The 25,184-nt window shown below is 31.2% G+C and carries 17 protein-coding genes; 6 read left to right on the top strand and 11 right to left on the bottom strand.

What is annotated here, in order from left to right; genetic code table 11:
* Positions 1-129: 129 nt before the first annotated feature.
* Positions 130-1,614, bottom strand: a complete 1,485-nt coding sequence (locus B4J88_RS14340; protein ID WP_291067919.1) for a RagB/SusD family nutrient uptake outer membrane protein — start codon at positions 1,612-1,614, stop codon at positions 130-132.
* Between the two features lie 20 nt (positions 1,615-1,634).
* Positions 1,635-4,778 (bottom strand): SusC/RagA family TonB-linked outer membrane protein, encoded by a 3,144-nt coding sequence (locus tag B4J88_RS14335; protein ID WP_291067917.1) that lies wholly within the window; start codon positions 4,776-4,778, stop codon positions 1,635-1,637.
* 216 nt (positions 4,779-4,994) lie between these two features.
* On the opposite strand from B4J88_RS14335, the gene B4J88_RS14330 reads away from it, so the two are divergent.
* Genes B4J88_RS14330 through B4J88_RS14320 form a run of 3 tightly spaced genes read left to right on the top strand, consistent with a single transcriptional unit; the run spans position 4,995 to position 7,987 of the window.
* Positions 4,995-5,897 (top strand): CorA family divalent cation transporter, encoded by a 903-nt coding sequence (locus tag B4J88_RS14330; protein WP_291067915.1) that lies wholly within the window; start codon positions 4,995-4,997, stop codon positions 5,895-5,897.
* A 6-nt stretch (positions 5,898-5,903) separates the two neighbouring features.
* The gene (locus tag B4J88_RS14325; RefSeq protein ID WP_291067913.1) at positions 5,904-6,905 is read left to right on the top strand and encodes an NAD-dependent epimerase/dehydratase family protein; all 1,002 of its coding nucleotides are present in this window, start codon (positions 5,904-5,906) and stop codon (positions 6,903-6,905) included.
* A gap of 14 nt (positions 6,906-6,919) precedes the next feature.
* Positions 6,920-7,987 (top strand): diphosphomevalonate/mevalonate 3,5-bisphosphate decarboxylase family protein, encoded by a 1,068-nt coding sequence (locus tag B4J88_RS14320; protein ID WP_125350010.1) that lies wholly within the window; start codon positions 6,920-6,922, stop codon positions 7,985-7,987.
* A gap of 41 nt (positions 7,988-8,028) precedes the next feature.
* Here B4J88_RS14320 and B4J88_RS14315 read toward each other — a convergent pair whose 3' ends face one another.
* The 9 genes from B4J88_RS14315 to B4J88_RS14275 all read right to left on the bottom strand — a co-directional run bounded on the left by B4J88_RS14315 (position 8,029) and on the right by B4J88_RS14275 (position 17,517).
* The gene (locus B4J88_RS14315; protein WP_291067911.1) at positions 8,029-8,769 is read right to left on the bottom strand and encodes a DUF4184 family protein; all 741 of its coding nucleotides are present in this window, start codon (positions 8,767-8,769) and stop codon (positions 8,029-8,031) included.
* A gap of 39 nt (positions 8,770-8,808) precedes the next feature.
* Positions 8,809-11,526 carry a hypothetical protein gene (locus B4J88_RS14310; RefSeq protein WP_291067909.1) on the bottom strand — a complete coding sequence of 906 codons (2,718 nt, stop codon included), beginning with the start codon at positions 11,524-11,526 and terminating at the stop codon, positions 8,809-8,811.
* 102 nt (positions 11,527-11,628) lie between these two features.
* Entirely contained in the window at positions 11,629-12,654 is a 1,026-nt protein-coding gene (locus tag B4J88_RS14305) for a hypothetical protein (RefSeq protein ID WP_291067906.1), read from the bottom strand.
* Positions 12,644-13,450, bottom strand: a complete 807-nt coding sequence (locus B4J88_RS14300) for a molecular chaperone (RefSeq protein ID WP_291067904.1) — start codon at positions 13,448-13,450, stop codon at positions 12,644-12,646. Before B4J88_RS14300 ends, B4J88_RS14305 begins: the two co-directional genes overlap by 11 nt.
* Positions 13,451-13,499: 49 nt before the next feature.
* A complete protein-coding gene (locus B4J88_RS14295; RefSeq protein WP_291067902.1) occupies positions 13,500-14,054 on the bottom strand; it encodes a hypothetical protein in 555 nt (184 codons plus the stop codon).
* Between the two features lie 169 nt (positions 14,055-14,223).
* Entirely contained in the window at positions 14,224-15,087 is an 864-nt protein-coding gene (locus B4J88_RS14290) for a helix-turn-helix domain-containing protein (RefSeq protein WP_291067900.1), read from the bottom strand.
* Positions 15,088-15,315: 228 nt separating this feature from the next.
* Positions 15,316-16,059: a deoxyribose-phosphate aldolase gene (deoC, locus tag B4J88_RS14285; RefSeq protein WP_291067898.1), complete on the bottom strand. Its 744-nt coding sequence runs from the start codon at positions 16,057-16,059 to the stop codon at positions 15,316-15,318.
* Between the two features lie 9 nt (positions 16,060-16,068).
* A complete protein-coding gene (locus B4J88_RS14280; RefSeq protein ID WP_180905762.1) occupies positions 16,069-16,542 on the bottom strand; it encodes an Lrp/AsnC ligand binding domain-containing protein in 474 nt (157 codons plus the stop codon).
* A 27-nt stretch (positions 16,543-16,569) separates the two neighbouring features.
* On the bottom strand, positions 16,570-17,517 hold the full coding sequence (locus B4J88_RS14275) for an endonuclease (RefSeq protein ID WP_291067896.1): 948 nt from the start codon (positions 17,515-17,517) through the stop codon (positions 16,570-16,572).
* Positions 17,518-17,869: 352 nt separating this feature from the next.
* Between B4J88_RS14275 and B4J88_RS14270 the strand changes: the two genes are divergently transcribed.
* The 3 genes from B4J88_RS14270 (at position 17,870) to B4J88_RS14260 (ending at position 25,158) form a co-directional block, all read left to right on the top strand.
* Positions 17,870-20,080: an NADP-dependent isocitrate dehydrogenase gene (locus B4J88_RS14270; RefSeq protein ID WP_291067894.1), complete on the top strand. Its 2,211-nt coding sequence runs from the start codon at positions 17,870-17,872 to the stop codon at positions 20,078-20,080.
* Between the two features lie 229 nt (positions 20,081-20,309).
* Positions 20,310-22,664, top strand: a complete 2,355-nt coding sequence (locus B4J88_RS14265; protein WP_291067892.1) for a hypothetical protein — start codon at positions 20,310-20,312, stop codon at positions 22,662-22,664.
* A 130-nt stretch (positions 22,665-22,794) separates the two neighbouring features.
* Entirely contained in the window at positions 22,795-25,158 is a 2,364-nt protein-coding gene (locus B4J88_RS14260; protein WP_291047871.1) for a TonB-dependent receptor domain-containing protein, read from the top strand.
* The last annotated feature ends 26 nt before the right edge of the window (positions 25,159-25,184 follow it).

Here is a 25,184-nt window from a genome sequence, read left to right as displayed (position 1 = left end):
GTACAAAGTTATGATTTTTCAGTAGATTATAATAGAGATTTTTGGATATAAAAAATCAAGGTTTTCCTAATGGAAAACCTTGATTTGAATATATAATTATATGAGGATATAAATTATACTTTAAAAATGTTATGATGGGTTTTGTTTTAATAATGGATTTGAGTTTATCTCAGCTTGAGGAATTACCCACTGCCATCTATTGTCTGATGCCTCAATTGTATACACATTATTAATAACAGTTGTATTATGATTTGCTCCAGTACGATCAAGTTTTTGCCCTAAACGTTTTAAATCATAGAATCTAAATCCTTCTCCCCACAACTCTAAACGTCTATTCAACAAAATTTGTTGGTAATACGCATCCCCAGTAGTTGTAAATGTTGTAAAAGATGTATCTCTTGCCTTTACTAAAGTTGTTAATACTGCTTTAGATTCTGTTTCTTTTCCTAATTTATATAACGCTTCTGCTTCTATCAAATACATTTCTGCCACACGCATAAATGGCACATCGCCTAATGAAGACGCAGTACTTTCTGATAGAAATTTTTGAGATGTATAAGCAAATAACGAATAATTTGATGGCAAACCTAAACTTGTATGTTTTCCTGTCGGATCCACAACTTGTACTCTCACATCAGTAGAAGGAAATGCATTATACAATTTCGTATTCATTACTTTAGGAGCTGTTCTAATTTGTGTTGAGTTAAAATTTCTTGACATGTACGCATGGAAGTTTCCAAAATAATCTGTCTGATCAGAAATAATTTTCACACCCCACATCCATTCTGGATTTGTATAGTCATTAAAACCAGCTTTATACTGAGTTTGAGTCATAAGTGTCAATACCCCTCTTGCTTCTTTCGCAAATTGAGCCGCTTTAGTATAATCTTGTTGCACTAATGCTACACGAGCTTTCAAACCTTTAATATTTGCTACAGAAAAATGTGATTTATTTGCAGCTGTTTTTCCTGTTAATAAAGTTTCAGCTTTATTAAGATTCTCCCAAATTGCTTCATAAGTTTTTGCTACAGTTGCTCTTTCTTTAGGTGTCACTTCTGTAGGATCATCTCTTAAGACAATTCCATCATTAGCATTAGTGTCTCCTGCAACATATCTTTTACCATATGTTTGTACTAACTGAAAATAAGCAAATGCTTTATATGCATAAGCTTCCCCAATAGCCTTATCTCTTAACAAAGGATCTCCTGAAGCAGCTGGTCCATAAGTAATGATATTATTCGCATTTTTTATCATCCCATACCAAAATGTCCATGGATATGAAGCGGTTCCTGAACTTGTATTATTTTGAGTAATCCATCTAATTTCGTCTCTAAACCATCCATTACCCACACTTGGAAATACAACATCTTCTCCCATCACATCAGAAATAATTAATTGAGCTGTATATCCATTATTACCTTGTGAAGAATTTTGTCTGTAATACATATTACGGTGCATTCCGTTAATAGCTGCCATTAAGTTATCTGCCGAAGAATAAATAGTTTTATCTCCTACAGATGAAGATGGTGTTGTATCTAAAAAGTCATCATTACAAGAAGTAAAAAACAGAGACGATACAACTAATGCTGATATTAAAATTTTAATTTTTTTCATTTTTTTTTTTAAATTTTAGATTAGAATGATACATTAACTCCTAAACTTACAGTTCTTGAAGGCGTATAACGATATGATGTTGTACCATTGAAAGATTGTGCTGGTTCCAAACCTTCTTTAGCTGTCCAAGCATATAAATTTTCACCTGCTAAATAAACTCTAAAGTTCTTTAATCCAACCGTATCTAATACTTTTCTATCAAAGTTATATCCGATTTGAGCATTTCTTATGTTCAAATAATCAGATTTTACTAACCATCTTGTCGAAGCTGCTCCTACTGCAGTAGCATTGGCAGAACTTAAGATTGGAACATCAGTAATATCTCCTGGGTTTTTCCATGCATTTAACATATCAACATGTTGCGCTTGACCTTGTGCATAACTATTCATCAAAGAAGCATAATTTGCATCATACGTTTTTCCTCCTAATTGATAGTTTAACATTACAGATAAATCAAAATTACCAAACTTGAATGTATTCGTAATACTACCATAAATATCTGGATTAGAAGTTCCTGAATAAGCGTACAACGCATTATTATGATTAGTAGTCATTAAAACTCCATTTACAGTTCTAGAGTTTCCATCTGGTGCTTTATCAGGATCTTGGATAAATAGCCCTGCCCCATCTGTAGGGTCTACTCCGTACCATTGACGTAACCAAAACTCATATAAAGATCTACCTTCAGCAATACGTTTTGTACCAGTAATAATTGCATCATCTTTACCTTTTGGCATTTTAATCATTTCATTTTTATTGTGTGCTGCAATCAAACCTAAATCCCATGAAAATTTATCATTGCGAACTATTCCTAAATTCAATGAAAGTTCTAAACCACTATTACGCATCTTTCCGATGTTTCTATAAATAGAGTTTCCTGGAACCCCAGCAGAATTAGGTACTGGTTCTGCAAAAATCATATCATTAATATCTTGAAGATAATATTCAATAGATCCTGATACTCTTCTTTTAAACAAAGAGAAATCTAATCCAAAATCCCAAGAATTTTTAGATTCCCAAGTTAAATCAGGATTACCTACTTGACCAAGATAAACTCCCGACTCACCTCCATTGTTGTAACCTAATGAATAAAGATCTAAATCCACTTGATAACCAGGCTCTGCACCAATTCCTCCATCATTACCAACTTGCCCATAAGAAGCTCTTAATTTTAATTCATTAACAACAGAAGATCCAGCTAAGAAAGCTTCTTTATGTATATTCCATCCTGCTGCTGCAGACCAGAAAGTTCCTTGATAATTTTGATCAGAGAATCTAGATGATTTATCTATACGTATAGATCCAGATAATAAATATTTGTTACTGAAATCATAATTTAATCGAGCAAAATACCCTTCTTTTCTAATTACATAATTATATCCAGATGAAGACGTTGGTGTCAAGAAGTTTGACATTTCATAAATTCCTGAAACTGTTTCTCCAATTTTTCTTAAATAACCATAATCTACTTTTCTATCAAAAGATTCATGACCAAGAATAACATCAAAATTATGTAACCCTACTGATTTTTTATAGTTTAATAATTGATTCCAAGTAACCCCTGTATATTTATAAGTTGTTAATCCTAAAGAGGCTGTTCCTGCTGCATCTCCAATTACTTTATTACCATACTCTTTATAAGTGTAATTTCTTACATCATATGTTAAGTTTGTTGTAAATGTCAGCCCTTGTATAATTTTAAATTCTGCAAAAAATCTAGAGTTTATAGCATTAGTATCTTGTCTATTATTATTCAATAATGTTTCTTGTAAAACATTACGTCCTGAACTAGCTGATGCACCTCTACCTCTTGAATTATTTCCATCATATAACGGATTTCCATAAGAATCATAAACTCTTTTACCATTTGCATCATATAAGAATGGAGAATAGATTGGCCCCATTGCACGAGTAAACCAGAATGGATTAATATATGACGAACCACCTCCGTCATCTGCTAATGTAGATTTCACTAAACTACCAGATAAATTCGTTCCTAATTTTAACCAATCTGTTACTTGACTATCAATACTAGTCTTAGCAGTATAACGTTCAAAATCAGACTTAATCACATAACCTGTCTCTTTCGAGTACCCAAAACCAGCATAATAAGAAGTATTATCTGTTGCTCCCGAATAATCTACATCATACTTTTGAAAAGTACCAATTCTTGAAATATAATCTTGCCAATCAAAGTCGTTGTATAACATTGCTGCATCTGTCAATTTACCATCTACAACAACTTTATCATTAGCTACTCCGTAAATATTATTTTTTAAGTTATCTTTAATTAAAGAAGAGTTTGCATAAGCATTTGCCTCTGCTAATGTGTAAGGTAGTTTTGTTGCACTATTAGTAGTTCCTAAAACTCCATTTCGCATAGCTTCCCAAGCTGTCACATAGTAATCTTCAGCTCCAATTCTTGAGTATTCAGGGATTGCTCTAGAGACAACTCCTGTATTAGAAGAAAATCTAAAAGCCCCTTTACCTTTCTTACCTTTTTTAGATGTAATCATAACAACACCATTCGCAGCTGATGAACCATATAATGATGTTGAGGCAGCATCTTTCAATACCGTCAAAGACTCAATATCATTTGGATTCAAATCCTGTAAACTCCCTGTATATACAGCACCATCTACAATATATAATGGAGTAGAAGACAATGTATATGAACTTACACCACGAATTTGCACACTCAATCCAGAACCTGGTTGTCCAGAACCTGTAGAAACTTGCACCCCAGAAACAGAACCATCTAAAACTTTAGCAACGTTTGAAATTGGTCTATTTTCTATGTCTTCTGATTTTATAGTACCAATAGAACCAACTACTGTTTCTTTTTTCTGAACTCCAAAAGCAGTGACAACAGTTTCTTCTAGATCTACTGTATCAGTCTTTTTAGGTTTTAATACTCCTAAATTTGCATTTGTAACAATATACTCTGTCCCATTAATTAATAAAACATCACCAACTTTTGCGTCGATATCAAAGTTTCCATTTTCATCTGTATAAGCCACCTTATCAGTTCCTTTTACTGAAACTTCAATATCAGCTTCAGGAAAACCATTTGCATCATTCACTGTTCCTTTTGTTTGAGCAAATACTGCTGTACTCAACCCAAGAAAAGCTAACAATGACAAAGAAGTCATTTTTTTTCTCATGTGTATTTATAGTTTATTTTAATACAATATTAACATTTTTTAACATGATAAAAAAAAAAATGTTTTTTTTTAACATTATAAAGTAATATTTTCAATTATTGTTAAATAAAAATAAATTATTTTTAACAATAACACCTATTTAATGAAAAATCAATAAATAAAATTAATCTCAACAATATAATATTTTTGTATTATTATAATCAATATCTAATCGTCATGCAAACACTTTTCGAAAATGAAAAATTCGAATGGATTAATTTACAAAATCCAACAAAAATTGAGTTAGATGAAATTGCTACTAAATATTGTTTTCAGAAATTAACGATTGAAGATAGTTTGGAGCCTGGGCATTTACCTAAATATGAATCAGATGATTCAAAAGTTTCGTTTTTGTTAATTCGTTTTTTTGATAAAGAACACCGTATGTTGAAAAACACTGTTCGAGAATTTAGTCACAAAATCAGTATTTACATCGGAGTAGATTTTATTGTGACTGTTCATCAAAAGGAAACGGATATTTTTGAAAAAATTCAGAAAAAATATTTAGCTAATACTGATCCTTCTAAAATCATTATCAAAGGAATTTTGTATCGTATTATTTCCGAAACCATCAAAACGTATGAAGAACCAGCATATCAAATGGACGAAGAAGTCAATCAACTCGAGCATTTGATTTTTACGGATGATTTCAGAAAAATTAAACTTCCTACATTATATAAAATCAAACGAGAAGCTACAGCTTGCAAAAAAATATTAGATTATACGCTTGAAGCACTGAAAGAATATCGCGCTGATAACAAAAAGACAAGTTCATCACAGGATTTGTACGAAGAAAACGTAAAAATGTTACACTTGCATTCACAAATTGTAGATGACGTACAAAGTTTGTTAACAATTTATCTTTCGTTAAATGGACAAAAATCGAACGAAATCATGCAAACGCTTACCGTTTTTTCTGCATTTTTCTTACCCTTAACTTTTATCGCTGGAATTTATGGAATGAATTTCGATTTCATGCCCGAGTTAAATTACAAATTAGGCTATCCAATTTGTTTACTTGTCATGTTATTAGTGGTAATTTTTATTTACTTTTGGTTCAGGAAAAAAAAATATTTATAATTCAGTATGATTTTCGTAACGGGAGGAACAGGTTTGGTTGGTGCGCATTTGTTGGTAGAATTGGCAAAAAAGCAACAACCTATTCGTGCCTTAAAACGAAAAACATCGAACACAGAAACCATCCAAATTTTTTTTGCGGAACAAAATGCTTCGCAATTTTATCAATTTATTCATTGGATTGATGGTGATTTGTTGGATGTTACTGAACTTCCAAATTTATTAGACGGGATCGAAACAATTTATCACGCTGCGGCTTTTGTTTCATTTGATGAACGTCAAGAAGAAGAAATTTTCAATACGAATATTTTAGGAACTGAGACTTTGGTAAATGAAGCGATTGATTCTGGCGTGAAAGAATTTTTCTTCATCAGTTCTATTGCTTCGATGGATGATTTGAATCCTTCAACTAAAATGATTGACGAACGTTCTGGTTGGAACAATGGCTTGACGCATTCTTCTTATTCTATCTCAAAATTTAGAGCAGAAATGGAAGTTTGGCGCGCTTCGCAAGAAGGGATTAAAGTTATCATTATTAATCCTGGTGTAATCATCGGAACTTTGGATACTAAACGTGCAAGCGAAAGTTTATTTCAACAAAATTCGTCAAAAAGCGATTATGCTCCTTCGGGCGGAACAGGATTTGTTGATGTACGCGATGTGGTGAAGATTTTTTTAGAATTAATTAATCAACAAGTTTACAATCAAAAATTTGTGGTAATTTCTGAAAATAAAAGTTACCGTGAAGTATTTGATTTTGTTTCGATTAACAGCAAACGTTCAGTCAAAAATGTTTCAAATACAACCTTGAAAATCATTAAAAATCTATCTATTTTTAGTCGAATTTTTGGTGGAAAATATATGACAAAAGCGAATTATTATTCGTTGACAACTTATACCAAATACGACAATTCTAAAGTTAAAAATTTGCTTCAATACGAATTTATTCCAATCAAAGAAGCAATTGATTATCATTATAAACGCTTTCAAAAGCTGAATTCTACAAAATAGTTTACTTTTGTTTTATGGAACAACAATTCATTTCAACACTTTCAACAACTGCTTCGGAATTAAAATCAGGAAGCGTTTCTGCTAAAAGTCCATCAAATATTGCGTTGGTAAAATATTGGGGAAAAAAGAAAAATCAAATTCCAACCAATAGTTCAATTAGTTATACGTTAACCAATAGCTATACAGAAACTGAATTAAAATTTTCGCCAAAAACATCGGATGCTTTCGAAGTTGAAGTTTATTTAGAAGGTGAATTGAAAGAAAGTTTTACTCCAAAAATCATTACTTTTTTCGAAAGAATTACGGCTTACATTCCATTTTTGAATCAATTCAAATTTGAAGTTCACACACATAATTCTTTCCCACATAGTTCTGGAATTGCTTCTTCAGCTTCTGGAATGTCGGCAATGGCATTATGTTTAGTTCAAATTGAGAATATTCTTGGCGCAAATTTATCAGAAGAAGACGCCAAGAAAAAAGCTTCTTTCTTGGCTCGTTTAGGTTCTGGAAGTGCTTGTCGTTCGGTTTACAAAGGTTTGGTTGAATGGGGAGAAAATGATTTTATCGAAGGTAGTTCAGATTTATTTGGAACAAAATATCCAGATGTCGAAATTCATGATGTTTTCAAAACTTTTCATGATACCATTTTATTGATTCACGAAGGTCAAAAATCGGTTTCTTCTACTGTTGGTCACAATTTAATGAATGGACATCCGTATGCAGAACGTCGTTTTGTGGAAGCAAATGAAAACTTAAAAGCTTTATTACCAATTTTAAAATCTGGCGATATCAAAGCGTTTGGAGAATTGGTAGAACATGAAGCTTTGACATTGCACGCCATGATGATGATGTCGAATCCTGCATTTATTTTGATGAAACCAAATACAGTTGCTGCTTTAGAAAAATTGTGGGAGTTCCGTCGTGAAACAGGAAATCATTTGTATTTCACATTAGATGCTGGCGCAAATGTACATTTATTGTATCCTTCGCAAGATGCGGAAGCTATTGAAATTTTCATCGAAAATGAATTGAAACAATTCTGTCAAAACGGAAATTATATAAAAGATAAAGTGAGTTTTTAATCACTTCTAAAATAAAAGGTTGTCAATTATTTGATAACCTTTTATTTTTTTATTAATAGTTTCTCCATTAACCCAAAAATAACCAAACTCAAAAAAACGCTCATTCCGATAACGACAATGATGTTGCCTAATCCAATTTCTATTGGGAAGAAAACTAATCGTATTGTGGAAATAATAGTTGTAAATAGAACTACTTTTAACCAAAAAATGTAATCAAATTTAGTTTTTGGAAGAATTTGTTTTGGCATTTTATACATCCAAAAAGCAATAAAAATCGCACCTAAAAATGTGCTAAAATGTTGTAGAAATTTATATCCCTTTACTTCGAGATTATTGAAAGGAATTTGAAACCAAGTTTCTTCTAAAGCTGGAATTAATTTCGCAAAATATCCCCATTCGTGTGTAAAAGTATACCAAAAAAGATGCGAATAAGCTCCTATTATAATTGAGAGAATTATGATTATCCAATGTTTTTTGAAATAATCAATCCAATCGAAAGTTAGGAATTGAGCAAATCGTTCTTTAAAAAAATAAGGTAAATGATGAATTAAAACATTTCGGACAAATAAGTGAAAAACGAAACAATAAATAATAGCAATTGGTAAATCAAAATACAAAACGCCCCAAAACAAATGACTATACGTCGCTACAATCTCCATTCGAGAGAAATATTCTAAATCCGGCAACATCGAACCAATGATTAATCCCGTCATCGAAAACCAATTCGATTTTAGCTTTTTTAGCGCAAGAACAATTGCTGGATGGCAAAAAGTTAGTGGCATTTAGAGTTTATTTTGATGCAAAGTAAATCAAAATATCCATTAACTACCAAAACGTTTAATGTTAACTTTTCGTTCCTTAATTTTCAGAATAAGCGGTTCATATTCTGTATTTTGTTCCTTTTCTACCGTTATTTTATTCAAATATGTTTTTGCATAAACATGTTCCGGTAAACTATTTTCAACAAGATGAAACGTGTAATTTCCAACAGGTAAAAAAGCTGTATATTCACCTCTATCATTTGTTTTAACTGTAAAAATCTGTCCATTTTCGTGATTAAAAATCAATGTAAATCCGAATAAATTTGCCGAAACCTGATACTCCAAATTTGAAGATAATTCATACTCAACTTTTCCTCTCACAACACCAGTTTGTTGCATTGGAATAGAAATAGAAGTCGTTTTAGAATTAATATTAACTGCATAATCTTGTGCAAACCATTTTTGTCCAGGAAGTTTAATTAAATAATTACCATAAGGAACTTTTTTATACTTGATATTTCCTTCTAAATCTGTAATAAAGTTAGTTTCATTTATCTTCACATTACGACTATCAGCCACTTTATCACCTTCATCAAAAATACCATTTGCATTGTAATCATAAAACACAAACAAATTTAATGTTCCGTCTTTTACATCTGTCACAGTACGTTTCGCAGGCAAATTATATTGTACACCAACTTGCAAATAAGTTTGTTTGCTATTCAATGTTTTCGAATCGTAATGGCTAAAATTCGTTTGTGTACTCACAATAAAATTATCAATTGGTTGATAATCCACAGAAGCTCCAAAAGTTAGGGTATTTCCAAAATTTTTGTCAATATTATAATAAGTAGAAACTGCCGTATTCAATTTTTTCTGAAAAAAGCTTTGACGAAAACTCGCCGAAGTTGTAAAACGTTCTAATTGATGATTTAGATTATTCGTCGAATATACTTCTGCAATCATCATACTTCCTCGTTGATAAATTGAGTTTAACTGAAAGTTTTTCACATTCCACGTTAATTGCCCATAAACAATTGGATCAACTTTACTCAACTCGTTTAACTCAGAAAACCCTCCCAAAGCATTCAAAACCAACTGATGCACACGAGAATTAGACAACCATGTAAATGTTCCGTTTAAATAAGCTGATTTAAAATCCATCGGCATATACTTAAATGTCTCATAATTCAGAATATTTGATTTTTCTATATTCAATTTTGGAGAAATCGAAAGATTAAAATGACTCGCTAATTTGAACGAAATTCCCGTCTCAAAACGTAAGGCTTTCGATTCATTTGCTTGCATATAATTAATCAAATACGGATCGATAGATTTCGGATTGTTATTCGTAATCGTTAACGAAGACCACAACGAAAATTTAGAAAACGTACGTTGCAAACGCTGATTAAGATACAATGCTCCACGTCGCGTCCCCGGATAATATCCTGAGCTGTAATAATTGGAACTATAAAAATCAAATTTACCAATTGTTCCAGAAACATTTGCAGAAACCGATAATGAATTTTCAACATCATTTGTCTCTTTAAATTTTGACAAACCATACCCAAATTTCACTGAATGATTCCACTTGTTTGGTGTAACCCATTTGTAACCATTTGTCAAAATAAAGTTCGTTGTAGAATAAGTTCTATCAAACAAAGCTGTTGTTTCTAATTCGTTTTTATCTTTTATTAAAAATCGTCCATTCGCAAAAGTTGTGTTGCTATTCTTGAAAACATCATTACTCAAATCATCTAATAAATTATAATTTTTTTCGACTGTTCCAACTACAATTCGGTTGTCATTCTTATCATAATTATTAAACAACATCACTCCTCTCCCGTTAATTGGAATATCAAAATCGTTATTATTGATTGATCCGATTAAAATTCCTTTGTCTTTGCGTTGATATTTCACCCAAGAATCTGTCAAAACCATGTCTTGATCGTTATTCCAAGTTGTTCCATTAATATTATATGCAAATTCATTCAACCCAACCGAAAATTCTTGATGAGCCATTAAGTTATAATTCGCATTAGCAGAATTAATATCGCGAGCAGTTAATCGAACATAATTTGAAGAAAAATTGGCCCAATTCTGATTTAACATTGTTGGATCTCTATACACACGATTGGAACTTGCATTCTGAATGGTAAAAAATACATTTCCTGCAAAATCTTTGGTCGTTGTATAACCCGAAACATTTGCCTGAAAACTTTCAATTTTCATCATATCTCGGTCTACATATTTAGAAAAACGAACAATTTTTTCTTGAAAAGCTTCTATCTTTATTCGTTTGTTATCAGAAGTAAAATTACCTCTGAAGTCAGGAAGAACATTGGTTAGCAAAATTTCTTCGGCTTGATTTCCCATATTCATTACTTTCAATTCATAATGAATAGAATCTCCTTCTTGACGATAAAAAATATTACTCTGGACAGGAAAAATCTTGATGTTTCTCTTCTGCAAAACCACAACCGAAGTAACGGATTTCCCTATTTCTTTTTTGCTTAAAAAATCAATAATATTGAATTCTAAATCTAATTTCCCAGCCATTTGCGATTTACTCACCGTAAATTGCATTGGAATAAAAGCCTTCTTGTTTGGATTGATTTTTATTTGAAGATTATCTTGCGAATACGATCTTATAGCCGAAGGAATTTTAAGTCCCAGACGAGCATTTATCGTATCATTGGTTGTATTTTCTAATTGAAGAATAACAGAAAAGTTGTTGCTATCTTCTAATTTAACTTCTTTTATTGTACTAAATTTCAATCCGTTATTTATTGTTTGAGCACGTAAGTTTTGTCCGCTAACAAGGAAAAGCAGAATAAAAAATACGCTTCGAAAATAATTAATTGAAAAGAACATATTGTTTTACAAAGGTGTAATCGTGTACAGCAAAGAAGTTGAATAATTCCCAGGTTTGCTATTCAAAATTTTATTATCCGACGGAGTTGTAGAATAAATAATATTGTACTTTTTTGAAGCCGTTTTAGAACTATTCGTCATCAATGATTGATTGTAATTCGAAAGTTTTATTTCCTTAGAAAGATTATTTGTTTCGGTGTCTTTTATCTGAACATTGATTGAATTTAATTCCAAATTCTGTGCATCACTCGATTGTAAATATTGATTAAGCGACGAAACTTGAATATCGTAAGCAGTATCAGAAGAAACAATTAAGCCGTTTTGATATTCTTTCTTTACACCATTTCTATAATCTTGTATTGTATTGAAAACCAATTCTGCATTTACAGCAGAACCATCGACCGCAATAGAAAACGTCGGAGCTGATTCGTAATTTCCGTTTGGACTAATTTGCATTTCAATCGGAAAAAGACTTTTACCAATCAGGGTTCCAAATTCATTCAATAAAGAAAACTCGAATTGAATTGGATAATTGTTCCATGATTTTAGAGGATTTAGATATGCTCCTGCATCAATCACAATATCATAATTCAGTACAATTGCACCATATTTTCCTGCTGGTGTTGCAATTGTTAAAGGAGAATTTCGGATAAAATAATTTGGAGAAAAACTCATCGCGATGTTATTCTGAATAACTCCTAATTGATTTATTGTAGGATAATTCTCTGAATAATATTGAGAAGTTGTATAATTATTAAATTTTAGCTTCAGTTTTTCGACAGGAAATTCTTTTTTCTCAGAATTTACAATAGGCGAAACAACACGCGCAACTAAAGACCAATTTTTATAATTTAAAGCACCAGACATGTGCATTTCTACAGCCACAACATTAGCCGTCGTAACTCCATTACTTCCATTTACTTGCACCCAACCATTATTATGAGCATTTAACGTAAACTGAGCAGAAACTGCCATTGTCAACAATAATGTTATGGTTGAAACTATCTTCTGAAACAAGTTACTATTTATCATTTGAGAACGTCAATTCAGCAATTTTCAATTGATCATCTTTCTCAAAACTTAAAGTTGAGGTAACAATATACGAGCCTTTTGGCAAATCCTTTGGCAATGGTATATATACAATTCTTTTATCATTGGGTAAACTATAGAAAACTGCATCTTGCAATTTTGTTTGTTGACCATTTTCTTGATTAATGATTTCATTTGTAATCGTTCCTTCGCTCCAAACATTTCCTTCATTGGAAATATTAAGCACCAAACGATTTTCAGTTTTATCGTAAACAAAATTTGTAAACTCTACATTTGTATCACGTGCAATATTTAATCGTTGATAAATTTTGACACCTGTACGAATCGAGATTTTAATATTTTCTCCACTTTTGTTTTGTCCATCGATCGGATTTGTTTGCGTGATGTACATCATTGCTGTATGCACACTCTCTGCATTTATCTTTTCAGGAACTTGCATCAGAACTTCTATTTCTTTCGATTCTTTTGGCAAAAGTGTAAATGTATTACTTGGTAAAACTGTGATCCAATTTGCATTACTTGTTGTTAAAGTATTAGGTTCAGAGACTACATTACCTCCAAACTCATCATACTTCCAATCATTAAAAGAAACTGACAACTCTAATGTATGTGCATCACTTACATTGGTTACCAAAATCTTTTTACGCTCAGACTCACCAGGATTTAACGCAAAATAAGTCCTTGGTGGACTTACAGAAATACCTGATTGTGCACTAATCTTAGTTGAAATGATTAATGCTAAAAAAGAAACGATTGTTAAAAAACGAAGAACTTTCATAAGCAAAAAAAGAAGTGATATTTTTCAATACCACTTCCTGTTTTTTATATTATTGTGCCTCAATTGTATAAGTTACAGTAGTTGTATAAACATTAGGATTCTCAACATTGTAGTATTTATTTAGATAAGCATTGTTTCCTCTTCCTTTATACGCAACGTTGAATTTTAAATCTGTACCTCCAACTGCACTAGAAATTAAATTTTTATCAGAATTAGTTAAATTTTTAACTTCAGGAAACTTAGCCTTTGTTAATTCATTCCCTGTTCCTAAACTTGCTTGTAAATTAATTGTACTTACAGCAATTTTATGATCTTTACCATCTTTAGATGTATATTCTAAATTTTCTTTATCAGATTTCACTTTTACAGCAAAACCACCAGTACTATATACAATTAAGTGGTCGTTCATGTTTGATGTAACACCATTAGAATAATCTTCTTTTGTTTGATATTCTAAGTTTACAATATTATCACCTCCAATTAAAATTGTTTGAATTGGTCTTAGTGTTACGTTTAATGTAGCTGTTGCTGTTTTAGGCTGTGCAAAAGCTAATCCTGAAGTTAATGTACAGAAAACTGTTAAAAAAAATGCTAATTTTTTCATCATTTTAAAATTTGTTAAAAATTTATTAAAAAATATTTGTTAAATAAACTGGTAGTTTATATATTTAAGATTGGTTATTCTCAAATGCGATGCAAATGTAGAAGTTGTTTTTTATTCTTAAAAGATTAAATCATACCAAAAGATGATGAAAAACGACATTTCTAACTATTTAATTCCGAGTGCTTTGTCTGAATTTAGTCGGAGAAATCCCCGTGTTTTTCTTGAAAAACGCAGTAAAATTGGTTTCTTGAAGGAAATTGAGTTCCAGCGCAATCTCTTTTATTGACATTTTTGAGTTGACTAATAAAATCTTTGCATTTTTCATCAATTCTTCAACAATCATTCCTTTTGCTGTTTTTCCAAAAACGATTTGAGTTGCTTTATCTAACCTTCTTTTTGTAATAAAAAGTTTATCACTGTAAAAAGATACTTGTTTATTTTCCTTGACATTTTCTTGCAAAAGTTTTTTGAATTTTGTCGCAAGTTCTACATCAAAATCATCTTGTTTAAATTGGGTTTGCATATCAAATGTTTCCATTTGACCATTGATAATAATACGTTCCAAAAGATTATGAGCAAGCTTCATATCTAATTCATTTTCGAATGCAGTAAAGAAATATTGCAAATAATTAGCCTCAAAAATTGGAGCAGAACAAATTGTATTCTCAACAATATTTATAATATCTCGCGAAAAAAGTGTAGAATTTTCTAACTTCAAGTTCTCTTCGATTGATTTTGAATAAAATTCTTGTTTAAAAACAATATAATAAGCATCAGTACGAGTAATTTGTTTCACAAATTCTTGAGAGATATTGGGAGCTATAAAAGGAAAATGGTTTTTAGGAATCGAATATTCTTTTCCATTTATTTTATGAATAAACTTTTTAGAACCAGACCAGATTATTCCAAAATAGTCATCAACGGATAACTCTTTTCTCAATTTCTCTATTTGTACGATATCATTCAATTCAAATGCGGTTATACCTACATCAAAAACCAAATTATTATAAACTTTACGATTATTCCACAACATACGTCTATACTATTTTATCAGTGTTATCAATGCAAAATTACGACCATTTTTAACCAAATTACTTGATATAGATCAAGTTATAATTTTAGTGCTCCAAAAATAATAAAATACAATATGCTATTTAAGTATTTTAAAAAATTAACTAAAAAAGAAAGCTTATTTTTAATGAATAAAAAAAAGTCTCAATAAATATTGAGACTTTTAAATGTATTTTAATGTAGAAATTTTCTAATAACCTTTTGCTCCTTGCTCTCGTTTTACAATCGCCAATGCAGAAGATGTTCCAATTCTTTTCACGCCTAAAGCGATCATTTTTTCAGCTTCTTCTGTTGTGCGAACTCCACCAGAAGCTTTCACTGGAAGTGAACCTGAATTTTCAAGCATCAATTTAATAACATGCTCGTTTGCTCCATTTGGTTCTCCATTTTCAGTTTTATAAAAACCTGTAGAAGATTTTACAAAAACTTTTGATGCATTTTCTTCACCTGCTTTCTCTAAAACAGTATCACGAATTAATTGTGTTATACCAACAATCTGTTCATCTGTTAAAGCAGCAGTTTCGATAATCCATTTTACAACTTTACCTTCACGCAATGCGACTAATGTTGCAGCTTCTACTTCTTCTTTTACTTTATCACTATCACCTTTTTTGAACGCTTCGTAGTTGACTACAAAATCTAATTCATCGGCTCCATCAGCAATTGCTTTTTGCGCTTCTCTCAACTTTTCATTCAAATCGTAAGTCCCTTCAGGAAAACCAATTACAGTTCCCAAAACAACATTCGATTTTTTCTCATCCAATAATTCACGAACTGATCTTACATAATCAGGACGAATCATTACCGCATAGATATCATTATCAATAGCTTCTTGTGCTAACTTATGCACCATCTCTAATGTATCAGAATTCGAAATACCTGCTTGTTCAGGTGTTTTAAGATACGTCGAGTCTAAATATTGATTAATATTCATCTTTGTATATTAAAGTTTTATTTGTCTATCTATTGGTTGCTCCAACGAAATTATAGTTTCTGTACGTGTAACGCCATCAATTTGCTGAATTTTTTTGTTCAACACATTCATTAAATGTAGATTATCACGACTCAAAATTTTAAGGAAAATCCCGTAATTTCCCGTTGTAAAATGAGCTTCCACTACTTCTGGAATCTCTTCCAAAGCTTTCACAACTAATTTATAAGAAGAAGGTTTGTCCATAAAAACACCAACAAATGACATCGTTGAATAACCTAAAATTGTTGGATTTACAATTACTTTAGTTGAATCAATCACACCAGAAGCTTCTAATTTCTTGATACGTTGATGAACTGCCGTATTTGATATACCTAATTCTTTTGCTAATTGCGAAACAGGCATGTTAGCATTGTCCATAAAGGCATTCAGAATCAACTTATCGATTCCGTCAATCTCAACCTGACCATTTTCGTGGATTCTCACCTATTCTTAAATTATACTGCTACAAATTTAATATTTTAAAATGGTATAAACGGGAAAATGATCGCTATATCCACCGAAATATTTTCTACCAAGAAAAGTTCTGAATGGCGAACCTGTAGATTTTCCGCCTGTATTCTTCAAAAAATCAGCATCAAAAATATCTGTTTTTATATATTCTAAATTTGTGTGAGAAGTAAAAAATCCTTTCGAAAAAATCTGTTGATCGAATAACATCCATTGTTTCTTAAAGATCATCGAACCTCTTTTATACGATTGTAGACTGACCATTGGATTGAATAATTCGTTTCTGTTTATTTCTTCTTGTTTAGAACGAGTATCCAATTCATCAATTAAGTCAGAATTTGTTGGAGCATCATTAAAATCTCCCATCACAACAATTTTTGCCGAATAATTTTCGGTTAACAAATCGTTAATTCTTTTTCGAATCGTTTTAAAAATATGTTGACGTTTTAATTGATTGATTTCTTTATCAATTTTAGAAGGCAAATGAACAATAAAAATATGAATAATTTCGCCAACTAAATTTCCTTTCACATATAAAATATCTCGTGTATAAGATTTTGTATCATACTGATCTTTAAAGATAAATCTAATTGGTTCGCTTTCTATAACTTCAAAAAATTGTTGACGATAAATTAATCCAACATTTATTTTTCTTTCGTCTAATGATTTATATAAAAGTGTTTTATAATCACCATCTTTCAAAAAATCATTTTGAATCAAATCTTGCAAAACCTCTTCATTTTCAACCTCAGCCAAACCAACCAAACATGGTAATTCATTTGTTTCTAATTTTCCAATTTTAGAGATGCAGAATGCAATCTTTTTCACCTTTGTGTCATAACGATTATCTTTCCATTTGATAAAATTACTGGGCAAAAAAGATTCGTCTGAAGATTTAGAATAAAAATTTTCGACATTATAAAATGCGATTGTCACTAGATTTTGTTTCAAAAGAATTGTTTTCTGCAAAATTAAGAAAGAAACTAAGTTTATAAAAATTGGTTTCTTAAGAAGCATTAAAAAGACGACTTTCTCAAAAGTGAACTTATACATAAAGTTGAAAAAAAAATCAGTCAAAAATTATCAACTTGAACAATTTTCTTTCAATAAATTATCAACTTGACGACCTATCAAAAATCATGTTAAAAATTATACTAAAATTAGTGTAAATGATTGATTTATGGTCAATTTAATCTGCTAAATATTGTATATTTGCAAAGTTTGCAGTTTCTGCATTCAAAATTGAAAAAATGTATTTTTAATTGACTATTATTAAAATAGTCTCAAAAAAATTTAAAACATAATGTCAAAAATTCATTACACACTTACGGATGAAGCTCCGATGTTGGCAACTCACTCATTTTTGCCAATCGTACAAGGATTCACGAAAACAGCTGATATTACAATCGAAGTTCCAGATATTTCTTTAGCTGGACGTATTTTAGCTAATTTCCCTGAATTCTTAAAAGAAGAACAAAGAATTCCTGATGCTTTAGCAGAATTAGGAGCTTTGGCGACTACTCCGGAAGCAAATATCATTAAGTTACCTAATATTTCGGCTTCTGTTCCTCAGTTAGACGAAGCGATTGCAGAATTGCAGGCGAAAGGTTTTGCTGTACCAAATTATCCAGCTGAACCAAAAAATGAAGATGAAAAAGCAATCAAAGCTAGATACGGAAAAGTTTTAGGTTCTGCTGTAAATCCAGTTTTACGTGAAGGAAACTCTGACCGTCGTGCACCGAAAGCTGTTAAAAACTATGCAAAAGCTAATCCTCACAAAATGGGAGCTTGGGCTACAGACAGCAAAACAGAAGTTGCTTACATGAAATCCGGTGATTTCTATGGTACTGAAAATTCAACTACATTAGAAAACGCAACTGAATATACAATCAAATTTTACGGAGAAGATGGTTCTGTTCAAGAATTAAAATCAGCAGCACCTTTAAAAGCTGGAGAAGTAATTGATTCTTCTGTAATGAACTTAAACTCTTTAAGATCATTTGTTCAAGAAGCTATTCAAGAAGCAAAAGACAAAAACGTATTATTGTCTACTCACTTAAAAGCAACAATGATGAAAGTTTCTGATCCAGTTATTTTTGGAGCTATCGTTGAAACTTTCTTTAAAGATGTTTTCGTAAAATATGCTGATACTTTCAAAGCATTAGATATTAATCCGAACAATGGTTTAGCAGATTTATTCGAAAAAATAAAAGGTCATGCACAAGAAGCAGAAATCAAAGCTGCAATTGAAGCTGATTTAGCAAACGGACCACGTGTAGCAATGGTGAATTCTGATAAAGGAATTACTAACTTCCACGTTCCTTCTGATATTATTGTTGATGCTTCTATGGCTGCATTGGTAAGAAACGGAGGTAAAATGTGGAACAAAGATGGCGCTGAAGAAGATACTGTAGCGATCATCCCAGACCGTTCTTATGCTGGTTTCTACGAAGCTGTTGTAGACGATATGAAAGCAAACGGTGCTTTAGATCCTACAACTATGGGTTCTGTTCCTAATGTTGGATTAATGGCTCAAAAAGCGGAAGAATATGGTTCTCACGACAAAACTTTCCAAGCTCCTGCAAACGGAACAATCAAAGTTGAAGACGCAAACGGAAACACATTATTAGAGCAAAAAGTTGAAACTTCTGATATTTTCAGAATGTCTCAAACTAAAGATGCTCCTATTCAAGACTGGGTTAAATTAGCAGTTAACAGATCTCGTTTATCTGATACTCCTGCAATTTTCTGGTTAGATAAAGGAAGAGCTCACGATCAACAAATCATCAAAAAAGTTGAAAAATACTTAGCTGATCACGATACAACAGGTTTAGATATTCGTATCATGGACGTTAAAGACGCGATGAAAGAAACTTTAAGCCGTGCAAGAGAAGGAAAAGATACTATTTCTGTTTCTGGTAACGTTTTACGTGACTACTTAACAGATTTATTCCCAATTTTAGAATTAGGAACTTCTGCTAAAATGTTATCTATCGTTCCATTAATGAACGGAGGTGGATTATTCGAAACTGGTGCGGGAGGATCTGCTCCAAAACACATCGAACAATTCGTAGAAGAAGGTTACTTACGTTGGGATTCTTTAGGTGAGTTCTTAGCATTACAAGCTTCTTTAGAGCACGTTTCTCAAACACAAGGAAATGCAAAAGCTCAAACTTTAGCTGATGCTTTAGATGAAGCAAATGCTAAATTCTTAGCAACTGACAAATCTCCAGGTCGTAAATTAGGAACTATCGATAACCGTGGTTCTCATTTCTATTTAGCTATGTACTGGGCAGAAGCGTTAGCAAATCAAACAAAAGATGCTGATTTAGCTGCTAAATTTGCTCCTGTTGCAAAAGCTATGGAAGAAAACGAAGCAAAAATTAACGAAGAGTTAATCGGAGCGCAAGGTAAACCTCAAGATATTGGTGGTTACTACAAAGCAGATTTTGCTAAAACAACTGCTGCAATGCGTCCATCTGCAACATTAAATGCAATTGTTGACGGAATCTAATCCAACACAACATTTCTTTATAAATTTAAAACCTCGAGAAATTCTCGAGGTTTTTTTGTTTAAAGTCTTTTGATTAAATTCATTAACAAAAATTAACATTATTCGAGAAGAAAAATCATCATTCAATCAAAAGTTATGATAAACTTTAATAAAAAGTATGAATGAAAATCGTCTAAATAATGATAATTTTAAGAATTCAAATTCATTCTATTAGATTAATCATTCTCGCATGAAATATATTTATTTACTCGCATTATACTTTTGCTCGATTACAACTTTTGCGCAATCAAAATTAGAAACGGCTATAAAAAGTCTGGATACAAATTACGCTCAAGAAAAAGTTTATTTATTATTTGATAAGGAAAATTACATTGCTGGCGACAATATTTGGTTCAAAGCTTATACATTAAATGGCTACAAACCGAGCTTAATTTCTACAAATCTTATTGTAGAATTATACAATAAAGACAAAAAATTAATCGACCGAAAACTGGTTCCGATTGTGAACGGTGAAAGTGACGGAACGCTAAATACCAAAAACGAAAACGAGGAAGGAATTTACTTTGTAAGAGCCTACACAACGTACATGACTTTCTTCTCAGAAGAATTTCAATACATCAATCAAGTTAAAATATTTAATCCAAATTCTAAATTAAAACTTGTTCCAAATCCAAATTTAAAATGGAATGCAAAAGCTTTTGCGGAAGGTGGAAATTTTATTCAAAATCAAACAACTAAATTTGCTGTAAGATTAAAATCGGACGGAGATTTACCAAAAAAATGGAATGGTTTTGTATTTGAGAAAAATAATCCTACCAATAAAATTACAACATTTGATAATTTAGATGAAAACGTTGCGACTTTTGCGTTGAGAGCAGAAGAAGGCAAATCTTATCAAGTACAATTAAATGACGAAAAAGGAAATCAACAAATTATTGATTTACCTGAAGCTAAAAAAGATGGGATTCTGATGAAAGTTGTTCGAAATAGCAAAGACATTGTGATCCAATTAAAAAGCATCAATCAAGAAAATCCTTTATTGAATCATAAAATTATTGGAACAATTAATAATGAACTTGTAATGAGTTCTCAAATTGTAAAAAGTGTGGAATCGGTTTCAACTTATGTTCCAAAAGAGGTTTTAGACAATGACAAAGGTATTTTGAACATTGCCATTTTTGATGCAAATGATATTCAGGTTGCTCATCGTTTGATATTTATCAATCCAAAAGAATCGTACAAAAAACCTGAAATTTCTTTCGAAACAACGGCTAATCCACGAGAATTAAACACAATTAAGGTAAAATATCCTGAAGAAATTAATTTTTCGGCTGTTATCAAAGATCAAAAAAATAATGATGAAGACAATTTAATTTCTGCAATGTTATTGACGCGAGATTTTAGTTCGAAAATTAATCATCCTACACAATATTTTAAAAATAATGAATTCTCAGAAAATCTGGATGCGCTTTTAATAACAGAAAAATGGAAAAGATTTAATTGGGAAGATTTAGTGGTTGGAAATATCGTAAAACCTACTATTGACAACGATCGTAGATATCTTTCCTACAAAGTGAAAGCATATAATAACGGGAGAGAATTGAGCAATGCTTCGTTGAGTATTATTTATAAAATGCAGAATAATGGAAAAGAATTTGCAACGCTTGATACTGATTATGAAGGAAACTTCGAGATGAATAATTTGTTTTATTATGGGCCAATGGCGATGAATTATTTCTTGAATTCGGAAAATGGAAAATCTGCCAACAACGGAACTTTAACTTTATCTGTTGTGCCAAATTATAAAAGTACAAGTTATAAATCCAAATTGCCTGCAACGCCTTATTTATTAGAAGAAATTACGAATAAAGAAGAAGTCGAGAAGCAGAATACGTATAAACAGAACATCAAAATCATCAATGATAAAAGTATTCGTCTGAAAGAAGTTGTTGTAAAAGCGGATAAAAAATCGAAAACTGAGAAGCTGAACAATGAATTAAGTAGCGGAATGTTCAATAACATAAACGAAACTGTGATAGATTTCGTAAACGAATCTCAGCCAATAGAAGGTTATACAAATATTATGGACTTTTTAGCTGGACGAGTTGCAGGATTAACGGTTTCTAACGGAGTTCCAAAAATTAGAAATTCTGAAGTTGCAATTTATTGGAACGAAATGAAAATGACTTCGGATAATTTAACGAGCATTAATCCTAGAGATATTGCGATGGTAAAAATTTTCAAAGGCGCTGGTTTACTTGGAAATGCAATTGCAATTTATTCGAAACGAGGAAGTGATGCGCCAGTTGATAACACGCCGATGTTACCAAATAATTTAATTCAGATTGGTGGCTACAATCAATCTCTGCCATATTTTAGCAATGATGATTACGAGTCGCTTTACAACGATATTCCAAATGATATAAGAAGCACTTTATTTTGGAATCCTAATTTGTATACAGCTCCAGGAGAAAACACAGAAATAGAATATTTCAACAATGATAAACCAAAAGATTATCAATTAACCATAATTGGTTTCGACGAAAAAGGAAATCCTGTTTATTATGAAGGGAAAATAAATTAAACCAAAAAACCTCGAGAATCTCTCGAGGTTTTTGGTTTTAATCAAATTCGTCGATAATATAGTAGGGTTTGTCGATTTTAAAGTTCAAAAAGAATCGATTTGGAGAATATTTGTTTAAAATTAATTCAACATGAAAACATTTATTCAACTTATCATTTTATTTAGCGCTAGTTTTCTATTTGCTCAAAACTATACACTAACAGGCGAAGTTATGGAGCAAAATAAAGCGCTTCCTTATGTTGACATTACCTTATCTAACCAAGACACAATCATCAATTTAACAACAGATGAACTTGGAAAATTCGCTATTGAAGCAAAGAAAAATACGTACAAATTTGAAATCAACTATTTTGAAGAAATTGTTTTTCAGAAAGATATTCAATTGAATAATTCTATCGATTTAGGAAAGATTGAAATTAAAACATCTACAAACTTGAAAGAAGTTGTCGTTGGAGCAGAAAAGAAAATCATGGAACGAAAAATCGATCGGTTTGTTTTCAATGTAGAAAATTCTACTTCAGCGGCTGGCGGAACTGCAATGGATGTTTTGCGCGTCACTCCTGGTTTGAATGTAACAAATGATAATATTGCGGTTTCTGGAAAAAATTCTGTAATGGTTTTGATTGATGACAAACCAACTTATATGTCGCAAACAGATTTGATTAATTATTTGGAAAGTATTAGCGCTTCTGATATTTCAAAAATTGAAGTCATCACGACTCCGCCTGCAAAATATGAAGCAGAAGGAAATAGTGGAATTATAAATATTGTAACAAAAAAAATAAAAAATAATAGCTGGAATTCCACTATTGGAGCATCATATACGCGAAGTAAAAGAAACACAGAGCGCTACAATGCAGCTTACAATTTACAAAAAGATAAATGGACAGTTCAGACTTCGTTGAATGCTGGAGATAGAAGATTTCTGAGAACATGGAACAACGAATTATTTTTCTCTGATGCGCGCAGACACAACATTTCTTACACAGATTATATCAACAAATATCTAGGAGGACGATTCTCTGTTGATTATAAATTAACCGATAAATGGACAATTGGTTCTAAATTTTCATTCAACAATTCGAAATATAATTCAGAAAATCCACAAGAAATGTTTTTCAAGAATTTAACGAACGAAGTTTATCAAACAAATAAAGGAAATTCATTCGAAAATGGTAAGACGAATCAATCTTTGGTCAATCTTTATTCTGAATTTGCACTTGATTCATTAGGTAAAAAGATTTCATTTGATGCCGATTACGCCAATTATTCATCTCCTATGAATAGAACTTATGCAACCAATTCTTACAAAAATAATCAGTTAATAGAAGATTCTTTTTTTGGTGGAAAAAGTAATTTAAACAATCGTATTGAGAATTTTTCATCTAAAATTGATGTAGAACTTCCTTTAACAAATTTCAATTGGAGTTTTGGGGCTAAATTTTCGCAATCAAAATCAAATAATTTGGTTGAAGCATATAAAGCAGACGAAAATTACAACTATACATTTGATGAAAATTTGTCGAATCTTTTCAAATACAAAGAAAATAACGAAGCAATTTATTTGAACGGAAGTAAAAAGTTTGGAGAAAAATGGCAGATGCAAGCTGGTTTGAGATTAGAAGCAACACAAACAGAAGGTTTTTCGAGAGAAAATAATCAAACGAATAAAACAGATTATATCAAACTGTTTCCGTCATTTTATTTGTTGCATACTTTTGATAAAAGTAAAAGTTTAGGAATTAATTATTCGCGTCGTATCAATCGTCCAAATTACGAAAGTTTAAATCCTTTTCGAATGATACAAAACGAATATGTTTACAACGAAGGAAATCCTTTTTTGAAACCAGCTTTTACACACAATTTAGAACTTACTTTTACTTACAAAAAATTTGATACTCGACTTTATTATTCAAGTTTGAGAGATGGTGTCAATCAAGCTTCAATCATTGATGAGAACACAAAACATAATACTTTTGTTTGGATGAATTTTGTAGATTCGGATAGCTTTGGTTTGAGCCAAAATATGACGATAAATCCTACAAAATGGTGGTCAAGCGTTACTACTTTTGAAGTTTCTTATTCGAGCGCAAATGTTGCAATTTCTTCTAAGCGATTCAAAGGTTGGTCAAGTTCATTATTTTCGACAAATGATTTTACGCTTAATCAACAAAAAACGATGTTTATTAACTTGATTTATTTTCAAAATTTTGGAGAAACTTTCCAAAATTATAAACTAAAACCTTATGCTCGTTTCAATCTTTCGTTCAAATATTTGATGTTAGATAAAAAATTAGAATTGAGTTTGAATGCAACAGATATTTTCAAAGCGCAAGAATATTTATCACAAAATAACAATGGAATCGTACAAACTTTTGCGAATGTATGGGATACTCAAAGCATAAGAATTGGATTGAATTATAAATTCGGAAGTAATAAATTATCAGTAAAAAATCGCGAAACTGGAAATCAAGATGAAGTAAATAGAATGTAAAAATAATAAAAAAAGACGATTTTATA

The organism is Empedobacter sp. UBA5036 (assembly GCF_002415215.1).
In the GTDB taxonomy this organism is placed as follows: Bacteria; Bacteroidota; Bacteroidia; order Flavobacteriales; family Weeksellaceae; genus Empedobacter; species Empedobacter falsenii_B.
This window is presented reverse-complemented; position numbering and strand designations above follow the sequence as displayed.

Coding starts and splice junctions, on each gene's coding strand:
- B4J88_RS14260 (WP_291047871.1), top strand. CDS start 22,795: ATGAAAACATTTATTCAACTTATCATTTTATTTAGCGCTAGTTTTCTA.
- B4J88_RS14300 (WP_291067904.1), bottom strand. CDS start 13,450: ATGAAAGTTCTTCGTTTTTTAACAATCGTTTCTTTTTTAGCATTAATC.
- deoC (WP_291067898.1), bottom strand. CDS start 16,059: ATGAATATTAATCAATATTTAGACTCGACGTATCTTAAAACACCTGAA.
- B4J88_RS14290 (WP_291067900.1), bottom strand. CDS start 15,087: ATGTTGTGGAATAATCGTAAAGTTTATAATAATTTGGTTTTTGATGTA.
- B4J88_RS14305 (WP_291067906.1), bottom strand. CDS start 12,654: ATGATAAATAGTAACTTGTTTCAGAAGATAGTTTCAACCATAACATTA.
- B4J88_RS14340 (WP_291067919.1), bottom strand. CDS start 1,614: ATGAAAAAAATTAAAATTTTAATATCAGCATTAGTTGTATCGTCTCTG.
- B4J88_RS14325 (WP_291067913.1), top strand. CDS start 5,904: ATGATTTTCGTAACGGGAGGAACAGGTTTGGTTGGTGCGCATTTGTTG.
- B4J88_RS14295 (WP_291067902.1), bottom strand. CDS start 14,054: ATGAAAAAATTAGCATTTTTTTTAACAGTTTTCTGTACATTAACTTCA.
- B4J88_RS14335 (WP_291067917.1), bottom strand. CDS start 4,778: ATGAGAAAAAAAATGACTTCTTTGTCATTGTTAGCTTTTCTTGGGTTG.
- B4J88_RS14270 (WP_291067894.1), top strand. CDS start 17,870: ATGTCAAAAATTCATTACACACTTACGGATGAAGCTCCGATGTTGGCA.
- B4J88_RS14330 (WP_291067915.1), top strand. CDS start 4,995: ATGCAAACACTTTTCGAAAATGAAAAATTCGAATGGATTAATTTACAA.
- B4J88_RS14265 (WP_291067892.1), top strand. CDS start 20,310: ATGAAATATATTTATTTACTCGCATTATACTTTTGCTCGATTACAACT.
- B4J88_RS14315 (WP_291067911.1), bottom strand. CDS start 8,769: ATGCCACTAACTTTTTGCCATCCAGCAATTGTTCTTGCGCTAAAAAAG.
- B4J88_RS14320 (WP_125350010.1), top strand. CDS start 6,920: ATGGAACAACAATTCATTTCAACACTTTCAACAACTGCTTCGGAATTA.